This is a genomic window from Mitsuaria sp. TWR114 (assembly GCF_007997345.1).
This window is the reverse complement of sequence record NZ_VOSR01000034.1, coordinates 1-16,885: the sequence shown is the minus strand read 5'-3', so window position 1 is coordinate 16,885 and position 16,885 is coordinate 1. Positions and strand designations below refer to the sequence as shown.

Sequence of the window (16,885 nt, the reverse complement as noted above, 5' to 3'; positions counted from 1 at the left end):
CGATCCGGTGCGCGGCATCGCCTTCACGACGCCGGCGGTGCTGGCCTTCACCTCGCAGCTGGTGCCGCGCCGCGACGACAGCTCCCAGCTGGTGCAGGACGAGGGACCGCCCAGCGGCTCGCTGCCGGCGCTGAACGAGAACTTCGGCGCGCCCTTCGCCTCGCGGATGAAGCCCTTCACCTCGCCGCTGGGCGTGCCGTGCCAGGCGCCGCCGTGGGGCACGGTGGCCGGTGTCGACCTGAACGAGGGCCGCATCGTCTGGCGCCACCGCAACGGCACGGTGCGCGACCTCTCGCCGCTGCCCCTGCCCCTGCCGCTGCGGCTGGGCGTGCCCAGCCTGGGCGGACCGCTGATGACCGCCGGCGGCCTGGCCTTCCTGTCGGGCAGCATGGACGACTACGTCCGCGCTTACGACGTCAACGACGGCCGCGTGGTGTGGGAAAGCCGTCTGCCCGCAGGCGGCCAAGCCACGCCGATGACCTATCTCGGCGCGGACGGGCGACAGTACCTGCTGGTGGTCGCCGGTGGGCATGGGTCGACGGGAACGAAGCCTGGCGACCACGTGCGCGCCTACGCGCTGGAAAAGCGCTGAGCGCCGGAAGAAAAGAAGCCCGGCCCCTCGTGAGAAGGGCCGGGCAAGAGCGCTGGGACGCCGCCTGGACACCCTGACTGCGAGGGCGTGGCGCTGCGGCGTGGCGATTCGGAAGCGCGTGCGCGCCGGCCATGAGGCGACCCGCGAGGGGCCGCGGCCTGGGCGCGTGGATCGGGGAGGACGTCAGTCGCGTCGCGACCGCGCCGGGGCGGGCCTGGCCGGGCAGGGATGCGAGCAGGGACGCGGGAGCGTGGTCTGCGGGCAGGCGGGCGTGCGGCGTGTCTTCATGCTTCGCATCATCGCCGCCGGGCGCGCCGGCGAGCCGCGAAGAACAGGCCCCAAATCCGGCCAAACAACTGGCCGGATTTCACCGCCATTTCCGCTGGCAGGGCGCCGTGGCGCGCGCACCGGCGCCGATCGGGACGTGGAGGTCCTCAGCTCACTTGACGTCCATGCCGAAGGTGTTGGCGATGAAGGCCAGGATGTCCGCGCGCTCCTCGATGATCTTGGAGGTCGGCTTGCCGGCGCCATGGCCGGCCTGCGTCTCGATGCGGATCAGCTTGGGCGCGGGGCCGGTCTCGGCGGCCTGCAGCGTCGCGGTGTACTTGAAGCTGTGGGCCGGCACGACGCGGTCGTCATGGTCGCCGGTGGTGACCAGGATCGCGGGGTAGCGCACGCCGGGACCGCTCTTGATCGTGTGCAGCGGCGAATAGGCCAGCAGCGCCTTGAACTCGTCCGCGTTCTCCGAGCTGCCATAGTCCGAGGTCCATGCCCAGCCGATGGTGAACTTGTGGAAGCGCAGCATGTCCATCACGCCGACCTGCGGCACCGCCGCGCCGAACAGCTCCGGACGCTGGTTCACGACCGCGCCCACCAGCAGGCCGCCGTTGGAGCCGCCGTTGATGGCGAGCTTGGCCGGCTGGGTGTACTTGTTGGCGACCAGGTACTCGCCGGCGGCGATGAAGTCGTCGAAGACGTTCTGCTTCTTGAGCTTGGTGCCGGCCTCGTGCCAGCCGGCGCCGTACTCGCCGCCGCCGCGCAGCACGGCCAGCACGTAGACGCCGCCCATCTTCATCCAGGTCGCGGCGGTGACGCCGTAGCCGGGCGTCATCGGCACGTTGAAGCCGCCGTAGCCGTAGAGCAGCGTCGGGTTGCTGCCGTCCAGCTTCAGGCCCTTGCGGTGCGCGATGAAGATCGGCAGCTTCGTGCCGTCCTTGCTGGTGACGAAGACGCGCTTGCTCTCGAACTGGCTGGCGTCGAACGCGGTCTGGGTGCGCTTGAAGAGCTCGGCGCGGCCGGTCTTCGCGTCCAGGCGCCAGATCTCGCCCGGCGTGGTCAGGCTGGTGTAGCTGAAGAAGGTCTCGGGATCGTTCCACTTGCCGCCGAAGCCGGCGGCGGTGCCGACGCCCGGCAGCTGCAGGTCGCGGACATGCTTGCCGCTGGGCGCATGCACGCGCACCAGCGTCGAGGCATCCTGCAGGTAGCTCAGCACCAGGTGGCCGCCGACGCCGCTCGCGGCGGTCAGCGCGTCCTTGGTCTCGGGCACCAGCGTGGTCCAGGTCTTGGGATCCTTGGCGGTCCAGTCCTTGTCGAGGTCGATCGCGATCAGGCGGCCGCGCGGCGCGTCCTTGTCGGTCTTGACGATCAGGCGCTGACCGTCGAGCACGACGGGGCTGTACTCCGCATCGAAGCTCAGCGTCAGCGGGACCGGCTTGGCGCCGGCGTAGCCGCCCTGGCCGTCCAGCGGCAGCAGCATCAGGCCGTTCTTGCGGGCCGAGCCCTTCCAGACATTGATGAGCGCGAGGCGGCCGTCGTCGGTGACCTCGACGTTGAAGCCCCATTCCTTCTCGGCCGGGTTCTCGGCGACCAGCACGTCGGCGGACTGGGCCGTGCCCAGGCGGTGGTAGTACACCTTCTGGAAGTAGTTGGCGCCGGTGAGGGCCGCGCCGGCCTTGGGTGCGTCGTAGCGCGAGTAGAAGAAGCCCTTGCCGTCGGGCGTCCAGGACGCGCTGGAGAACTTGACCCACTCGATGGTGTCGGGCAGGTCCTTGCCGGTGTCGAGGTCGCGGACCTTCCAGGTCTGCCAGTCGGAGCCGGCGCCGGCGGTGCCGTAGGCCATCAGCTTGCCGTCGCGCGACACGGCGCCGCCGGTCAGGGCGACGGTGCCGTCCTTGGACAGCGTGTTGGGATCGAGCGCGACCTGCGGCGTGTCCTTCAGGCTGCGCGCGGTGTAGAGCACCGCCTGCTGCTGCAGGCCGTCGTTGCGGGTCCAGAAGTAGCGGCCGCCTTCCTTGTAGGGGACGCCGAACTTCTCGAAGTTGTAGAGGTCGGTGTAGAGCTTGCGCGCGGGCAGGCGCTGCGGCATCGCGGCGAGGAACTTGTCGGTGACCGCGTTCTCGGCCTGGACCCAGGCCTTGGTGTCGGCGCTGTTGTCGTCCTCGAGCCAGCGGTACGGATCGGCCACGGTGGTGCCGTGGTAGTTGTCGGTCTGCTCGACCTTGCGGGTGACCGGGTAGCTCAGGCCCTGCGAGGCGGTGGCGGAGGCAGCGGCGGGCGCGGGGGTTTGCGCGGTGGCGGCCGCGCTGGCGCCGAGTCCGACCACCAGCGCGGCGGTCAGCGTGAGACGGGAATGCATGCGGTGTGCTCCTGAGAGTCGGGGAGCCGCCCCGCGGGGCTCGTGGCCGGGCGGGGCGGTGGGCCGGCATTGTGCCCGGCCCACCCGGGGGTGCCTTTGGTCAGGGCGGGGAAACACCGAGGGGCTCGGAGGGCGTCGGCCAGCGGCGACCGCGCCGGGCTGTGGCGTGAGGGACTGGCTCAAAGTGGTCGACTTTCGGCGAGCGCTGACTGGTCCCAGTCGTTTTGGGCGGCTGGCTGAATCCGGGCTGTCGCCAGCGCGCTCAGACTGCTCTTCTCCTCCTTGTTGGAAAGTGCAGGTGCAGAATGAATGCCCTCCTGGATCCCATCCATTTCAGTCCGCCGATGTCCGAGCGCGAGACCGTCACCTTGACCATCCGCATCGATGCGGCGTTGAAGCGCAAGCTGGAAGCAGGCGCTATGGAATCAAACCTCACGCTGGACGAACACGTGTCCTGGTTGATTGAGGAAGCCGTCTTCGTCAACAGCCCGGAGTTCTTTGACCCGGACAACTGGGAGGCCCACGAGTACCGGCTCGTTCAGGAAGCACGTCGGTCCAGTGCGCTCGGACATGATCTGCCTCTCGAGCAGGTTGAAAGGGAGATCGAGGAGCAATTCGGAGCGGAGAGGTCATCCGACCTTCCGAATGAAACTTGAGCGCCGCCATCACGCACGCGGCGCACAGGGATCTCGTCGAGATCCTCAGCCGCATCGGGAGCGACAACCCCTTTGCCGCCAGGAAGATGGCAAAGGAGTTCTTTCGCAAGTTCAGGTTGCTTGCCCTTCAGCCTGGTATCGGCTCGCGCACGCGCTTCAAGGACACGCGGGTATTGGCGGTCAGGCGCAATTACCGTGTGCTCTACGCGTCGCCGCCGCCGCGCCTGATCATTCAACGCGTGATCCATGCGGCGCGGAACTGGCCCGATGCCGAGCTGCCAGAGGGATTGACCTAGTAATCCCACCTCGCTTCCACCTGGAAGGTCCGTCCCGGATACGGATGGAAGTTCCAGTAGCGGTAGTTGTTGAGGTTGTCGACGCCGGCGGCCAGCGTCCACTGGCGGTCGATCTTCCACTGGGCCCGCGTATCGACGGTGAAGTACTTGCCCGCCGCCATGTAGGCGAATCCGTTGACGTCGCTGTTGTCCAGGGTGCTGAACTGCTTGCCGCTGTAGCGCGCCCCCAGGCTCAGGCTCAGATCATCCCGCGCCTGCCATTGCGCCAGCAGCGTCGCCCGCCAGCGCGGCACGCGCGGCTGCCATTTGCCGATCGTGTCGCCGGGCGCCACCGCGTAGCCGCTGTTGGCCAGGATGATCGAGTCCGCGAACGTGAGACTGCCTGTCAGCGTGACCCGCTGGGGCAGCGTCGCCGTGCCGCTGAACTCCACTCCGCGCGTGCGCACATGATCGATGTTCTGCACCGTGCTGGTCGAGGTGCTCACGCCCGGATTGATCTGCGAATAGAGCGCATCCCGGCTGTCCTCGTGGAACAGCGTGATCCTCAGGCTGTCGCGTCCTCGGCCCGTCCATTCGGCGCTGAGCTCACTGGTCCAGCTGCGCTCGGGCTTCAGCAGCGGGTTGCTGTTGATGAAGTTGCCGGCCGGGTCGAAGCCGCCCTGGAAAAGCTCGCTCACCGTGGGAAAGCGCACCGCGCGTCCGGTGCTGGCCTTCAGCACCCAGTGCTCGGAGAGGCCGTAGGACAGCGCCGCCTTCGGCGACCACGCGGTGCGGGCGCGATCCTCGTGCCGATGCGGCGTGGCATCGGCAGCGGCCTGCGTGAGACCATCGAAGGCCTGCCAGCGCTCGCCGCGCAGGCCCAGCACCGCGGTCCAGTCCGGCGCGAAGCTCCACGCGTCCTGCGCGAAGACGGCCCCCACGCGCGTGTCGCCTTCGAAGCGCGAGGTCTGCGCGCCCGCCGCCCCCCAGCGCCAGTCGCTGAGCGCGGACACCCGTGTGCGCAGCTGGTAGCGCTCCTGCGAGAGGCCAGCGTCGATCGCGTGATCGCTGCCCGCCGGCGTCCAGGTCAGCTTGGCGGACAGCGTGTTCCACCCCGTGCCGGCCTGGTCGGTGAGGCGGCCGCCGTCGCTGGCCTTCTGCGTCGGCGCATAGGCGCGCGAGCGATCGGCGAGGTAGTCGTAGACGCTGCCCGACAGCTCCCAGCCGAGCCCGTCGCTAACGCGCCGCTTCAGCGACAGCGCATGCATGCGGTGTTCGAGCTCATCCCGTGTCTGCGGGAAGTCGCTCGCGGCCAGCGTGTAGCTCTGGCCGTCGATGTTGACCGGCTGCGTGAGGCCGCCACCGTAGCGGTGGTCGACCGGCAGGCCGCTGGCGTCGGTCAGGAAGCTCCGCGAGTGGCCATCCGAGCGGTTGCTCCACAGCCCGAAGACATAGAGCGCCCGCAGGCCCGGCGCCAGCTCGTAGGCCAGCTTCAGCTTCGCCTGATCCTGGACGGTGTCGTACTGCGTGCCGCTGCCGAGCAGCAGCCACGGCTGATTGGTGCGGTTCAGCCCTGGCACTGCGCCTGTCACCGTTGGGGCGGCCGGATTGGCGGCCGAGCTGCTCACAGACCGGGTCGCGAAGGTCTGCGGCTGGCCCTCGCTGTCGGTGCGACCGGCGTGCAGCCACCACGCAAACGCGCCGTCGGCGCTGCCGATCGAGGCGCTGGCCTGCTTCGCGTCGTAGCTCCGCCGCGCGCCGTACAGGCCATCGGGCTGATGGCTGTAGCCAACCCGCGCGTGCGCTTCGAAGCGCGTGGGCATGCGGGTCTGGTAGTCGACCACCGCGCCCACCGCGTTGCCCGGATACGCCGCCGAGAACGGCCCGTACATCACGTCGACGCGGCTGATTTCCTCGGGCGACACCAACCCCCAGCGCGGCGCGAAGGTGGCGCCATTGCCGAGCAGGTTGGACAGCAGGATGCCGTCCGCATAGACCAGCGATCGCGCGCTGTTGCCCGTGCCGGAGGCGCGCGTGGACAGCACCGCGTGGTTGTAGTCGCCGATGTAGCGCTTGCGCACCAGCAGGCTGGGCAGGTACTTGAGCGCATCCTCGGCATCGGTGGCGTTGATGTCGCGGGCGATGTCCTCGCCCGAAACGCCCTCCATCGTCGTGGGGATGCGGCTGGGGAGGGAGGTCGGCGCTGCGCCATCGACCCGGACGACGCCGAGGGACGCGGCACGCAGCCCGGTGTCGTCGACTCGGTCGGTGCTGGGGGACGCGGTGCGACGCACAGTGTCGTCTGCCGCGGCGGTGGCGGCGCAGGCGCCCGCAAGCAGGGCAAGCACGCCGACTTGCAGGCGGCGCGCACGGAAATGTCTTTGCATGAAGGGACTCCAACGGAATGAAGGAGCACCGGAAAAGCTGTTTCCTGCAGAGCCCACGGTCGGGCCTCTCCCTCAGCTCCCCGTTTTTCACCCTCTCCCGCAGGGCGGGAGAGGGAGGGGTGAGGGTGGGAGCTCCCGCCCGATGCGGTGCCCCTTGCTGCAGAACCTCACCGATGCAGCGGCCTCAAACCACCGAAGGCGGCGCCCTCGCCGGCGCCCTCCGCCACACATGCGCAGTCACCGCTGCGCTGAAGAACCGCTCCGGCAAACCCTCACGCAACTCAACCCGCAGCGCCAACACACCCGGTACCGGCGGCAGCGGCAACGCATCCTGATGCAAATGACAGAACGCACAGTGCTGGAACAGCACGTGATCCTGATCTTCCACACCACTGCCCGCCAAACCCTCACGCAACTCGGCAGCCCGCGGACCCACCACGCTGGATCGGCAAATCTGCGTCCATGGCGCCAACTCTCCGCTCAACGCCTGCGCCGCCATCGAGCCTGCAGGCAATACCGCCGCCAACCAGAAGACCAAGACGGCCATCCAGCGGACAGAAGCAGAGGGAAATCGGAGACGCATGACGCGGGGGATTCTAGGACCGAGCGCGCGAGCATGGCGGGGGCCGGCGGCGAAGCCGAGCGGACGCGCCAACTCGCTCTGCTCACCTTCGGCTCGCGTCGCTCACACAGACGGCGCTCCAGTCAGATGGAACGCTCGGCTTCGCCGCCGGCCCCCGCCATGCACGTCTCAGACACCGCGGCGTACGGTGAGGGGCCCGGGAGGCGGCGGTCAGCGCTTCTGGAGCAGGTCCAGCAAGGTGCGGGCAACCACCTTCGTCGCACGACGAAGATCCGACAGCTCGACCCGCTCGTCCGCACGCTTGGCATGCGACTCCAGCACCGTGCGCGGACCCGCACCATAGATCGCCGCAGGAACGCCGTGCTCACCATACAGACGGACATCGGTGTACAGCGGCGTGCCAGAGGTGGGAATCGGCTCGCCGAAGATCAACTCGCCGTGACGCTGCAAGGCCTCGACCAGCGGACGGTTGGACGGCAACGGCTTCAGCGAGCGCGCCAGCAGCAGGCGCTTCACGTCCACCTCGATGCCGGGGTACGACGCCGCCGCCGTCGCGATCGTCTCGCGGATCTCGGCCTCGACCACCACCGGGTCCTCCTCCGGAATCATCCGGCGGTCCAGCTTCAAGGTCACCTTGCCCGGCACGACATTCGTGTTGGTGCCGCCTTCGATACGGCCCACATTCAGATAGGGATGCTTGATGCCCTCAACCTGCGACGTGGTCCGTCGGTACTCGGCATTGCGCGCATACAGCGCATTGAGGATCACGACCGCGCCCTGCAACGCATCAATGCCGGTGTCCGGAATCGCGGCATGCGCCATCTTGCCGTGCACCGTCACTTCCATCTGCAGGCAGCCGTTGTGCGCGGTCACCACCTGGTAGCTGAAGCCAGCGGCCAGCAGGTAGTCCGGCTTCGTCAGCCCCTGCCGGAGCAACCAGCCCGGACCCAGTTCGCCGCCGAATTCCTCGTCGTAGGTGAAGTGCAGTTCGACGCCGCCCTGCAGCGGCGCGCCCAGCGCCTCCAGCGCCCGCAGCGCGAAGGTGTAAGTCGCGAAGTCGCTCTTGCTGACCGCCGACGCGCGCCCGTACAGCCGGCCGTCAACGACCTCGGCGCCGTACGGGTCGTGTGTCCAGCCCTCTCCGGGCGGCACGACGTCCCCATGCGCGTTCAGCGCGATCACCGGTCCCCCGTCCGCGAAGCGGCGTCGCACGATGAGGTTGGTCAGCGATTCCAGGCCGTACTCACGAACCTGCGCCTGCGGCACGGGATGCTGCTCGGCGACATAGCCCATCTCGGCCAGCAGCTCAGCCGTGCGCTCCGCATGTGGCGCGTTGTTGCCCGGCGGCGTGTCGGTAGGCACGCGCACCAGCGCTTGCAGGAAGCGCACTTCGTCGTCGAAGTGGGCGTCGATCCACGCGTCGAGCGCGTCATGCAGGGAGGGCGGGGAAGCGGTCATGGGGAGGCAATCCTGAAGCGCGGAGCGATGACGGAAGGTGATGCGGCCTGGAGGGCGTGGCGGCGGACGATCGGACGGGGCGACCTGACGGGAATCAGAGGCCGTCGAGCAGCGCCTGGAAGGCGCGCACGCAGAGCTCGGTGTCGTCGTTGCTGATCGCCTCCAGCGGGTTGTGGCTGATGCCCAGGTTCAGGCCGCGTTGGAACAGCATGGCTTGCGGCATCGCCTGGTGGAGCTTCATCGCGTCGTGGCCCGCGCCCGACGGCATCCGGTGGACCGGCAGGCCCAGGGCGTTCACGGCCCGCTCCCAGCGCGACTGCCAGTGCGCGTCGCTCGGGGCGGCGGCGGCGGCTTCGGTGCGTTCGAGCGTGAAGCTCAGGCCGCGCCGCTCGCAGATCTGCGCCAGGCGCGTCCGCACGTCGGCATCGAGCGCATCGCGCGCGGCGTCGGTGGTCGCGCGCAGGTCGAGGCTGAATCGGCAGCGGCCGGGGATGACGTTGATCGAGCCATTCGGCACCTGCAGTTGGCCGACGGTGCCAACGACCTCGGGCACCGCGCCGGCGCGATCCTCGACATACAGGATGAGCTCCGCGACCGCCGCGGCGGCATCGCGGCGCCGGTCCATCGGCGTGGTGCCGGCGTGCGAGGCCAGGCCGCGCACCTCGCCGACGTAGCGGATGCTGCCGTTGATCGAGGTGACGATGCCCAGCGGCAGGTCGAGCTCGTTGAGCACCGGGCCCTGCTCGATGTGGACCTCGACGAAACCGAGGTAGCGTGCCGGATCGCGCCGCAGCGCCTCGATGGCGTCCATCGTCGCGGGCAGGCCGGCGTCGCGCATGAGGTCGCGCAGCACGACGCCATCGGCGTCGGCCTGGTCCAGCCAGGCCGGATCGAAGCGGCCGACCAACGCGCTGGAGCCGAGGAAGGTCGCCTTGTAGCGCTGCCCTTCCTCCTCCGAGAACCCGACCACCTCGATGCCATGCTTGAGCCGACGGCCCGCGCGATGCAGCTCGCGAACGCAGGCCATGGGCACGAGGATGCCAAGCCGGCCGTCGTACTTGCCGCCGTTGCGCACCGTGTCGTAATGGCTGCCGGTGAGCAGGCGCGGCGCCTCGCCGGGCTGCCCGTGGTCCTCGCCGTGGTAGACACCGACGACATTGCCGACGGCATCGATGCCGACCTCATCGAAGCCGCACTCGCGCATCCAATCGGCGAGCTGCGCCGCGACCGCCCGGTGGGCCTGCGTCAGGTAGAGCACCGTGAGCTGGCCGTTCTCGGCGAAGCCTGGATCGGAGAAACGCGCCAGCGATTCCGCCCAGTCCCAGACCTGGTTGCCGAGCTGGGGCTCGACGCCGAACTTGTCGTTGAGCCGGATCTCCGCGATGCGGTGGATGTTGCGCAGGCACTCGGCGCGCTCGATGTCCGGATGCGCGTTCAGGCGCCGCGCGAAGGTGTCGATGATCTGCTGGCGCGACAGGCCGTCGCCGCGCGGGCCGCGCACCGCCAGGATGAAGGGCCAGCCGAAGCGCGCGTTGTAGTCGGCGTTCAGCTGCTGCAGGCGCGCGAACTCCTCGGGCGTGCAGGCGGTGAGGCCGGCGGTGCGCTGCTCGTGGGTGGACTCGGCGGTCAGCGACTTCGCGATCATCGCCTTGCCGGCGAGTTCCGGGTGCGCGCGGATGAGGCCGAGCTGCTCGTCGAGCGCGGCCTCGCGAACCACGGTGGCCAGCGCATGCTTGAGCGCGGCGAGGCTCGCGAAGCCTTCGGCGGGCCGCGCGGCGAAGGCCCGTCGCGCGATCCAGGGCGAATGCTCGTAGACGCCGTCCAGCAGCGCGACGAAGGCGTCCTCGCCCGCCGCGTTCAGCGCGGGCAGGGACAGGACGGGAGAGGGCGGAACGGCGGTGGGGCTCATCGGCGGCTCGGAAGACTCGAAGGATCCGGGGCCTCAGCCCCAGACGAAGGCCTTGTCCGCATCGAATGGATGCGTCGCGCGCCAGTGGCGGGCGATGTCGACGCGGCGGGCGATCCAGACGCGGTCATGCTTCTCGACGTGATCGAGGAAGCGCTGCAGCGCGCGCATGCGGCCGGGCCGGCCGAGCAGCCGGCAATGCATGCCGATGCTCATCATCTTCGGCGCCTCGGCGCCCTCGGCGTAGAGCACGTCGAAGCTGTCGCGCAGGTACTCGAAGAACTCGTCGCCGTGGCTGAAGCCCTGCGGCAGCGCGAAGCGCATGTCGTTGCAGTCCAGCGTGTAGGGCACGACCAGCTGCGGCGCCAGCGTGCCATCGGTCTTGCGGACGTTGAGCCAGAAGGGCAGGTCGTCGCCGTAGTAGTCGCTGTCGTACTCGAAGCCGCCGAAGTCGGCGACCAGGCGCCGCGTGTGCGGGCTGTCGCGTCCGGTGTACCAGCCCGATGGCCGCTCGCCGGTCAGGCGCTGGATGATGTCCATGCCGATGTCCATGTGCTGGCGCTCGGTGGCCTCATCGACCTGCTGGTAATGGATCCAGCGCCAGCCGTGGCAGGCGATCTCGTGATTCAACTCGACGAAGGCCCGCGTCAGTTCCGGATGCCGCTCCAGCGCCATCGACACGCCGAAGACGGTCAGCGGCATCGCGCGTTTCTCGAATTCGCGCAGCAGCCGCCAGACGCCGGCGCGCGAGCCGTATTCGTAGATGCCCTCCATGCTCAGGTGGCGCGCGCGAAGGCGGGCGGATTGAACATCTCGGACAGGAACTGCTCGCTGCCGGCGTCGCCGTGCAGCACCGAGTTCTCGCCGCCTTCCTCGTAGTTGAGGACGAACTGGACCGCGATGCGCGCCTGGCCGGGCCATTGCGCATGCGGCGGGTGTTCGCCGTAGCCGACGAGGTCGCGGGGATAGCCAGGGGAGACGACGGGCTTCATGGATGGGGCGGGGTCAGGGTTGGAGGACCGACTTCAGGTCCTGCACGCGCGGATCGAGCCGCAGGTTGGCCTCGACATTGCCGAGATGCGCCTCGAGCAGCTTCAGCGCCGCGCGCTTGTCGCGGGACTCGAGCGCGTCGACGATGGCTTCGTGCTCGGACTGCGATTCGGCGGCGGAATGGGAGCTCTGGTACATCAGCGCGATCAGCGAGCTGCGCGAGAGCAGGTCGGTCAGCAACTGCGCGAGCACCTCGTTGCCCTGCATGCGGGCCAGCACGACATGGAAGTCCGCCAGCAGCCGCGTGCGACCCGGCACGTCGGTGCGGCCGATGGCGTCGCGTTCCTGCTTCAGGTGGGCGCGCAGCTGCTTGATCTGCGCCGGGGTGATGCGCTGGCAGAGGTGGGTCAGCATCGCCGCCTCCAGCATCTTGCGCACCTCGAAGACCTGGCGCGCCTCCTCGACGCTGGGCTGCGCGACGAAGGCGCCGCGGGCGGGCTCCAGCTTCACCAGCCGGTCGCGGCTGAGCTGGTTCAGCGCCTGGCGCACCAGCGTGCGCGAGCAGTCGAAGATGTCCGCCAGCTGCTGCTCGACCAGCTTGGTGCCCGGCATCAGGCGGCGCTCGACGATGGCCTGCGTGATGGCGGCGGTGATGCGCTCGGTGACGGAAGCGCTGGCGTCGAGGTCGCGGGCGTTCATGATGGGATGGGCGGTGTGTCCCGGAGTGTATACACTTTGCGCTTTCATTCCTCCCATTCATCGAAGGCGCCGATGGGCAAGCTCACCACACACGTCCTGGACACGATGCACGGCCGGCCGGCGGCCGGCATGGCGGTGCGGCTGTACCGGCTGGAAGCGGGCGGGCCGCAACTGCTGCAGGCGCTGATGCTCAATGCCGACGGCCGCGCGGACGCGCCGCTGCTGGCGGACGAGGCGCTGCGCGCGGGCCGCTACCGGCTGGTGTTCGAGGTCGCCGCCTATTTCCGCGGCCAGCGCGTCGAGCTGCCCGAGCCCGCATTCCTCGACGAGGTCCCGCTGGACTTCGGCATCGCCGATCCGGCGGCGCACTACCACGTGCCGTTGCTGACCAGCCCCTGGTCGTACTCGACCTACCGGGGCAGTTGAGGCGCCCGATGCGGCCCTGGCAGACCCTGGCCCTGAAGCTCGCGCGCGAGCCGGCGGTGCTGGTGCGCGTCGAGACGCTGCAGGGCAGCGGGCCGCGGGAGGTCGGGGCCTGGATGGCGGTGACCGCGTCGGAGGTGGTGAACACGATCGGCGGCGGACAACTGGAGTTCGATGCGATCGCCAAGGCGCGCGCGGCGCTCGCGGCGGGCCGGGTGATGGAGGCGCGCCAGCGCTTCGCGCTCGGGCCGTCGCTGGGCCAGTGCTGCGGCGGCGTCGTGTGGCTGGGCTTCGAGTGGCTGGACGCCCGGTCGATCGCGGGCCTTGCCGAGCGCCTGGGCGACCAGAGCGGCTGGCGGCCGATCGCGCTGTTCGGTGGCGGCCACGTGGGTCGCGCGATCGTGGACCTGCTGGCCAGGCTGCCGGTGCGGGTCCACTGGATCGACAGCCGCGAGGGCGTCTTCCCCGAGACGCTGCCCGACAACGTCCGCGCCGAGCAGTCCGAGCCGGTGCAGGGTGCGGTGCCGACGCTGGCGGCCGGCTCGCAGGTGCTGATCATGAGCTTCAGCCATGCCGAGGACCTGGACATCGTGGCCGCGTGCCTGAAGCGCCAGCGCGAGGCCCGCGACCTGCCCTCCATCGGCCTGATCGGCAGCAAGAGCAAGTGGGCGACCTTCCGGCACCGGCTGGAGGCACGGGGCTTCAGCCCGGCCGAACTCGCCCACGTGACCTGCCCGATCGGCATTCCGGGCATCGTGGGCAAGCAGCCGGAGATCGTGGCGCTCTCGGTCGTCGCCCAGGCGATGCAGACGCCCACCGCCCCCCGCTGATCCGCGCTGAGCTCTCCCTCCGCCCGATTCCCTCTCTTTCTCCCTCTCCCTCCTGGCGCAGGCCCGCCATCTACTCCCTCTCCCGCTTGCGGGAGAGGGCAGGGGTGAGGGCCAGCGACCTCCTTAGCGCACCAAACTGTATACACTCCCCTCCTCAACGTCGCCGCGGCGCCCAGTTTTTCTCAGCGCGACGCTTGCCGGTTCACAGCGCCCGCAGTGGTGGTCCGGAACTTGCTCAACGTTCGTTGATGGACAGCTACCTGCTTGACTGGGCCAATCTGCTGCTGCGCTGGCTGCACGTGATCGTGGCCATCGCCTGGATCGGCGCCTCGTTCTATTTCGTCTGGCTGGACAACCACCTGCTCAAGCCGCAGGCCGAGGACCTGAAGGCCAAGGGCGTGGATGGCGAGCTCTGGGCGGTGCACGGCGGCGGCTTCTACAACCCGCAGAAGTACATGGTGGCGCCCGCCAACCTGCCGCGGGATCTGCACTGGTTCTACTGGGAAAGCTACTGGACCTGGATGAGCGGCTTCGCGCTGTTCGCGCTGCTCTACCTGTTCAACGCCGACACCTACCTGATCGACAAGCGCGTCCATGACTGGAGCGCCGGCGCGGCGGTGGCTGCGGCGCTGGGCTTCCTGGCCGGCGGCTGGATCGTCTACGACCAGATCTGCCGGCGCTTCGGTCGCAAGGCCGACGGCTCGATCGGCAACGACGGCGTGGTGCTCGGGCTGGTCGCCGTGGCGATCGTCGCCGCGGCCTGGGGCGCGAGCCAGCTCTTCGCCGGGCGTGCGGCCTTCCTGATCACCGGCGCGATGATCGCCACGATGATGAGCGCGAACGTCTTCTTCTGGATCATTCCGGGCCAGAAGCAGGTAATCGCCGACATGCGGGCCGGTCGGCCGGTGGACCCGATCCACGGCCAGCGCGGCAAGCAACGCAGCGTGCACAACACCTACTTCACGCTGCCGGTGCTGATCGCGATGCTGTCCAACCACTACGGCATGCTCTACAGCCATCCGCAGAACTGGCTGGTGCTGGTGCTGCTGATGCTGGTGGGCGTGCTGGTGCGGACCTGGTTCGTGAAGCGCCACAAGGGCGTCGATGCCTGGCCGCTGCTGGTGGCCGTGGTCATGCTGCTGGCGGGACTGATCGCGTGGCTCGCACCGCAACCGGCGATGGTGCCCGTGACCGCGGCCCCCGCGCTGAGCGCCCCGGCCACATCCGGCGCTGCGTCGACTGAGGCGACCACCGACGGCAAGGTGTCCTTCGAGACGGTGAAGGCCATCGTCGCCGCCCGCTGCCTGGCCTGCCACAACGCGGCGCTGGCGCCCAAGCGCATCCAGTTCCACGAGCCGCGGCTGATCGAGCAGCACGCGGCCGAGATCTACCAGCAGGTGGTCGTGCAGAAGAGCATGCCGCTCAACAACGCGACCGGCATCACCGACGAGGAGCGGGCGACGCTCGGACGCTGGTTCAAGGAGCGTTGACGCCGCCGCAGGCTCCTGGCCGGAGCCACTCGCTCAGACCAGATCGCCCATGACCTCGATCGGAATGATCGCGCCCGGATGCTGGATCACCCGCGCCGCGACGCGATTGCCGAAGACCGCCGCGCTCACCGCATCCGCGCCGGCCAGGCGCCGCGCCAGGTAGCCGCCCGCGAAGGCATCGCCCGCGGCGGTCGTGTCGACGACGCGCGCCACTTCCTCCGTCGGCGCCTCGGCCCAGTGCCCGGGCGCCTGCACGCTGTGCACCAGCGTGGGCGATGCACCGCGCTTGATCAGCACCTCCGGCGTTGGCAGCGACTGTGCATGCGCGATCGCAGCCTCCAAAGAGTCGAGGCCCGTCAGCGCCTGATGGTCGTCCGCCGTCACCAGCGCGATCGTGGCCAGCGAGAACGCGCGCTCGAAGGCGGCGCGTGCCGCGGCGCGGTCGGGCCATAGGCGCGGGCGGAAGTTGTTGTCGAACACCACCTGCGCGCCGCGTGCGCGCAGGCGCTCCATCAGCGCGAAGAGCCGCTCCCGCCCCGCGGGCGGCAGCACGGCCAGCGTGATGCCGCTGAGGTAGAGCGCGTCGAAGTCTTCGGCATGGTGCTCGAGCGGGCTGACGGCCTCATCGAAATAGGCCTTCGCCGCGGCGGTGTCGCGCCAGTAGTGGAAGCTGCGCTCGCCGGCGGGATCGACCTCGATCAGGTACAGCCCGGGCATGCGTCCGGGGATCCGCCGCACCAGCCGGGTGTCGATGCCCTGGTCGCGCCAGCGCTCCAGCAGGCCGGTGCTCAGGCCGTCGTCGCCGAGGGCGGTCGCATAGGCCACCTGAACGCCGGCCGCGTCGCCGCAGCGCTTGAGGTACACGGCGGTGTTGAAGGTGTCGCCGCCATAGCCCTGGGTCATGGGCCCGAAGGCCTGACCCTTGAGTTCCAGCATGCATTCGCCGATCACGGCGACGCGTCGAGTCATCGGAGATCTCCCATCCATGGCTGATCCGTTCAGCGCAGCCAGCGCTGAAGTTCCGGCATCGCGACGGGCAACTGCCCGGCGACCATCGCCGAGAACACCTGCGCGCCCTTGGCGCCCAGGTGGGTGCGATCGAACACCGGATTGGCCGCGCCGGCGCGTTCGGGCGAGGAGGCGCCCTGCGCGGGCGCATCGATCGGCTTGGGCGCCATCGCGAGCGTGTCGGCCTCCGCTTCACCCATCGCCTGCACCGCGGCGTGGCTGATCGCGTTCAGGTCGATCACCGGCACGCGGTGCTCGGTGGCGACGCGGATCGTCGCCTCGGCCCAGGGACGCAGCGCGTTGTCGAGCCGCCCCTGTGCGTCGAAGCTGCGCCGCGTCAGCGGCGTCAGCATCACCAGGCGCGCGCCGGTCGGCGCGACGTCGTCGATGTAGCGGGCGAGATTGGCGGGGAACTCGGTCTGGAGGTCGGTCGAGCGGCCCGGCTTGCCGGGCTGGTCGTTGTGGCCGAACTGCATCAGCACCACGTCGGCCTGGCCCTCGCGCCGCTCGCGCAGCAGCGCCATCACTTGGTCCCACAGACCTTCGGCACGGAAGCTCTTCGTGCTGCGCCCGCCCTTGGCGAGGTTGAGGCAGCTCACCTCGGGCTGGAAGCGCGCGCACAGCGCGTCGCCGTAGCCGCTCTTCGTGGCCATCGTCGAATCGCCGACAAGGATCACGCGCAGCGACGACGGCGGCGATGGCAATGGCGCCGGTGCTTGCGTTTGCGCCTGTGCGACGCCAGCCATGACGCTGAGCGCAGCGAGCCATGCCTTCTTCATGAGTCCTCCAAGGGTGTGCGACCGGAATGGGGCTTGGGGGTCCCGGACGGGAGCCCCCATGCCCCGTGGAGAGTCGGCGCTTGGCCAGCGCCGGTGGGCGGTCGTTGTTGTACTCCGAAACGTTCCTCGACTGCGCGACTTCTGAGCGCGGGCCCGGCCAGGGCAGGGGGCGCC

14 protein-coding genes and 1 pseudogene are annotated in these 16,885 nt (G+C 69.5%); 6 read left to right on the top strand and 9 right to left on the bottom strand.

The features are described 5' to 3' along the window. On the top strand, nucleotides 1-592 hold a 592-nt coding region (locus FUT87_RS02245), incomplete at its 5' end, for a PQQ-binding-like beta-propeller repeat protein (protein WP_147239925.1). A gap of 439 nt (nucleotides 593-1,031) precedes the next feature. Here the strand turns inward: FUT87_RS02245 and FUT87_RS02240 are convergent. Beyond that, nucleotides 1,032-3,227, bottom strand: a complete 2,196-nt coding sequence (locus FUT87_RS02240; RefSeq protein ID WP_091721836.1) for a prolyl oligopeptidase family protein — start codon at nucleotides 3,225-3,227, stop codon at nucleotides 1,032-1,034. Between the two features lie 305 nt (nucleotides 3,228-3,532). Between FUT87_RS02240 and FUT87_RS02235 the strand changes: the two genes are divergently transcribed. Then, the gene (locus FUT87_RS02235) at nucleotides 3,533-3,883 is read left to right on the top strand and encodes a hypothetical protein (RefSeq protein WP_147239924.1); all 351 of its coding nucleotides are present in this window, start codon (nucleotides 3,533-3,535) and stop codon (nucleotides 3,881-3,883) included. After that, the gene (locus FUT87_RS02230) at nucleotides 3,880-4,179 is read left to right on the top strand and encodes a type II toxin-antitoxin system RelE/ParE family toxin (protein WP_147239923.1); all 300 of its coding nucleotides are present in this window, start codon (nucleotides 3,880-3,882) and stop codon (nucleotides 4,177-4,179) included. Before FUT87_RS02235 ends, FUT87_RS02230 begins: the two co-directional genes overlap by 4 nt. Here FUT87_RS02230 and FUT87_RS02225 read toward each other — a convergent pair. From FUT87_RS02225 to FUT87_RS02200, 6 genes and pseudogenes are all read right to left on the bottom strand, one after another. Further along, a complete protein-coding gene (locus FUT87_RS02225) occupies nucleotides 4,176-6,545 on the bottom strand; it encodes a TonB-dependent receptor (RefSeq protein WP_147239922.1) in 2,370 nt (789 codons plus the stop codon). The two genes, FUT87_RS02230 and FUT87_RS02225, sit on opposite strands and share 4 nt — an antisense overlap. A gap of 184 nt (nucleotides 6,546-6,729) precedes the next feature. Then, on the bottom strand, nucleotides 6,730-7,092 hold the full coding sequence (locus FUT87_RS02220; RefSeq protein WP_404935347.1) for a DUF2946 domain-containing protein: 363 nt from the start codon (nucleotides 7,090-7,092) through the stop codon (nucleotides 6,730-6,732). Between the two features lie 246 nt (nucleotides 7,093-7,338). Continuing rightward, nucleotides 7,339-8,586 (bottom strand): M20/M25/M40 family metallo-hydrolase, encoded by a 1,248-nt coding sequence (locus FUT87_RS02215; protein ID WP_147239920.1) that lies wholly within the window; start codon nucleotides 8,584-8,586, stop codon nucleotides 7,339-7,341. Between the two features lie 94 nt (nucleotides 8,587-8,680). Then, a complete protein-coding gene (uraD, locus tag FUT87_RS02210; RefSeq protein WP_147239919.1) occupies nucleotides 8,681-10,495 on the bottom strand; it encodes a 2-oxo-4-hydroxy-4-carboxy-5-ureidoimidazoline decarboxylase in 1,815 nt (604 codons plus the stop codon). A gap of 33 nt (nucleotides 10,496-10,528) precedes the next feature. Then, nucleotides 10,529-11,484 (bottom strand): annotated as a pseudogene (gene puuE / locus FUT87_RS02205) (allantoinase PuuE). 13 nt (nucleotides 11,485-11,497) lie between these two features. Beyond that, a complete protein-coding gene (locus FUT87_RS02200; RefSeq protein WP_147239918.1) occupies nucleotides 11,498-12,181 on the bottom strand; it encodes a GntR family transcriptional regulator in 684 nt (227 codons plus the stop codon). A gap of 72 nt (nucleotides 12,182-12,253) precedes the next feature. Between FUT87_RS02200 and uraH the strand changes: the two genes are divergently transcribed. The 3 genes from uraH to FUT87_RS02185 all read left to right on the top strand — a co-directional run bounded on the left by uraH (nucleotide 12,254) and on the right by FUT87_RS02185 (nucleotide 14,924). Continuing rightward, nucleotides 12,254-12,607, top strand: a complete 354-nt coding sequence (gene uraH / locus FUT87_RS02195; RefSeq protein WP_147239917.1) for a hydroxyisourate hydrolase — start codon at nucleotides 12,254-12,256, stop codon at nucleotides 12,605-12,607. 8 nt (nucleotides 12,608-12,615) lie between these two features. Then, the gene (gene xdhC / locus FUT87_RS02190; protein WP_147239916.1) at nucleotides 12,616-13,434 is read left to right on the top strand and encodes a xanthine dehydrogenase accessory protein XdhC; all 819 of its coding nucleotides are present in this window, start codon (nucleotides 12,616-12,618) and stop codon (nucleotides 13,432-13,434) included. Between the two features lie 248 nt (nucleotides 13,435-13,682). Beyond that, complete coding sequence (locus tag FUT87_RS02185) at nucleotides 13,683-14,924, top strand: urate hydroxylase PuuD (protein WP_147239915.1); 1,242 nt, start codon at nucleotides 13,683-13,685, stop codon at nucleotides 14,922-14,924. A gap of 33 nt (nucleotides 14,925-14,957) precedes the next feature. On the opposite strand, the gene FUT87_RS02180 is transcribed toward FUT87_RS02185, so the two are convergent. Beyond that, nucleotides 14,958-15,893 carry a sugar kinase gene (locus FUT87_RS02180; RefSeq protein ID WP_222617022.1) on the bottom strand — a complete coding sequence of 312 codons (936 nt, stop codon included), beginning with the start codon at nucleotides 15,891-15,893 and terminating at the stop codon, nucleotides 14,958-14,960. A 29-nt stretch (nucleotides 15,894-15,922) separates the two neighbouring features. Further along, the gene (locus FUT87_RS02175; protein ID WP_147239913.1) at nucleotides 15,923-16,711 is read right to left on the bottom strand and encodes a rhamnogalacturonan acetylesterase; all 789 of its coding nucleotides are present in this window, start codon (nucleotides 16,709-16,711) and stop codon (nucleotides 15,923-15,925) included. Between the last annotated feature and the right edge of the window lie 174 nt (nucleotides 16,712-16,885).

What these genes read in the sequence shown, in the direction of transcription:
- xdhC (WP_147239916.1), top strand. Translation starts at nt 12,616, where the DNA reads ATGCGGCCCTGGCAGACCCTGGCCCTGAAGCTCGCGCGCGAGCCGGCG.
- FUT87_RS02180 (WP_222617022.1), bottom strand. Translation starts at nt 15,893, where the DNA reads ATGACTCGACGCGTCGCCGTGATCGGCGAATGCATGCTGGAACTCAAG.
- FUT87_RS02240 (WP_091721836.1), bottom strand. Translation starts at nt 3,227, where the DNA reads ATGCATTCCCGTCTCACGCTGACCGCCGCGCTGGTGGTCGGACTCGGC.
- FUT87_RS02235 (WP_147239924.1), top strand. Translation starts at nt 3,533, where the DNA reads ATGAATGCCCTCCTGGATCCCATCCATTTCAGTCCGCCGATGTCCGAG.
- uraD (WP_147239919.1), bottom strand. Translation starts at nt 10,495, where the DNA reads ATGAGCCCCACCGCCGTTCCGCCCTCTCCCGTCCTGTCCCTGCCCGCG.
- FUT87_RS02200 (WP_147239918.1), bottom strand. Translation starts at nt 12,181, where the DNA reads ATGAACGCCCGCGACCTCGACGCCAGCGCTTCCGTCACCGAGCGCATC.
- FUT87_RS02185 (WP_147239915.1), top strand. Translation starts at nt 13,683, where the DNA reads ATGGACAGCTACCTGCTTGACTGGGCCAATCTGCTGCTGCGCTGGCTG.
- FUT87_RS02225 (WP_147239922.1), bottom strand. Translation starts at nt 6,545, where the DNA reads ATGCAAAGACATTTCCGTGCGCGCCGCCTGCAAGTCGGCGTGCTTGCC.
- FUT87_RS02220 (WP_404935347.1), bottom strand. Translation starts at nt 7,092, where the DNA reads ATGGCCGTCTTGGTCTTCTGGTTGGCGGCGGTATTGCCTGCAGGCTCG.
- FUT87_RS02215 (WP_147239920.1), bottom strand. Translation starts at nt 8,586, where the DNA reads ATGACCGCTTCCCCGCCCTCCCTGCATGACGCGCTCGACGCGTGGATC.
- uraH (WP_147239917.1), top strand. Translation starts at nt 12,254, where the DNA reads ATGGGCAAGCTCACCACACACGTCCTGGACACGATGCACGGCCGGCCG.
- FUT87_RS02175 (WP_147239913.1), bottom strand. Translation starts at nt 16,711, where the DNA reads ATGAAGAAGGCATGGCTCGCTGCGCTCAGCGTCATGGCTGGCGTCGCA.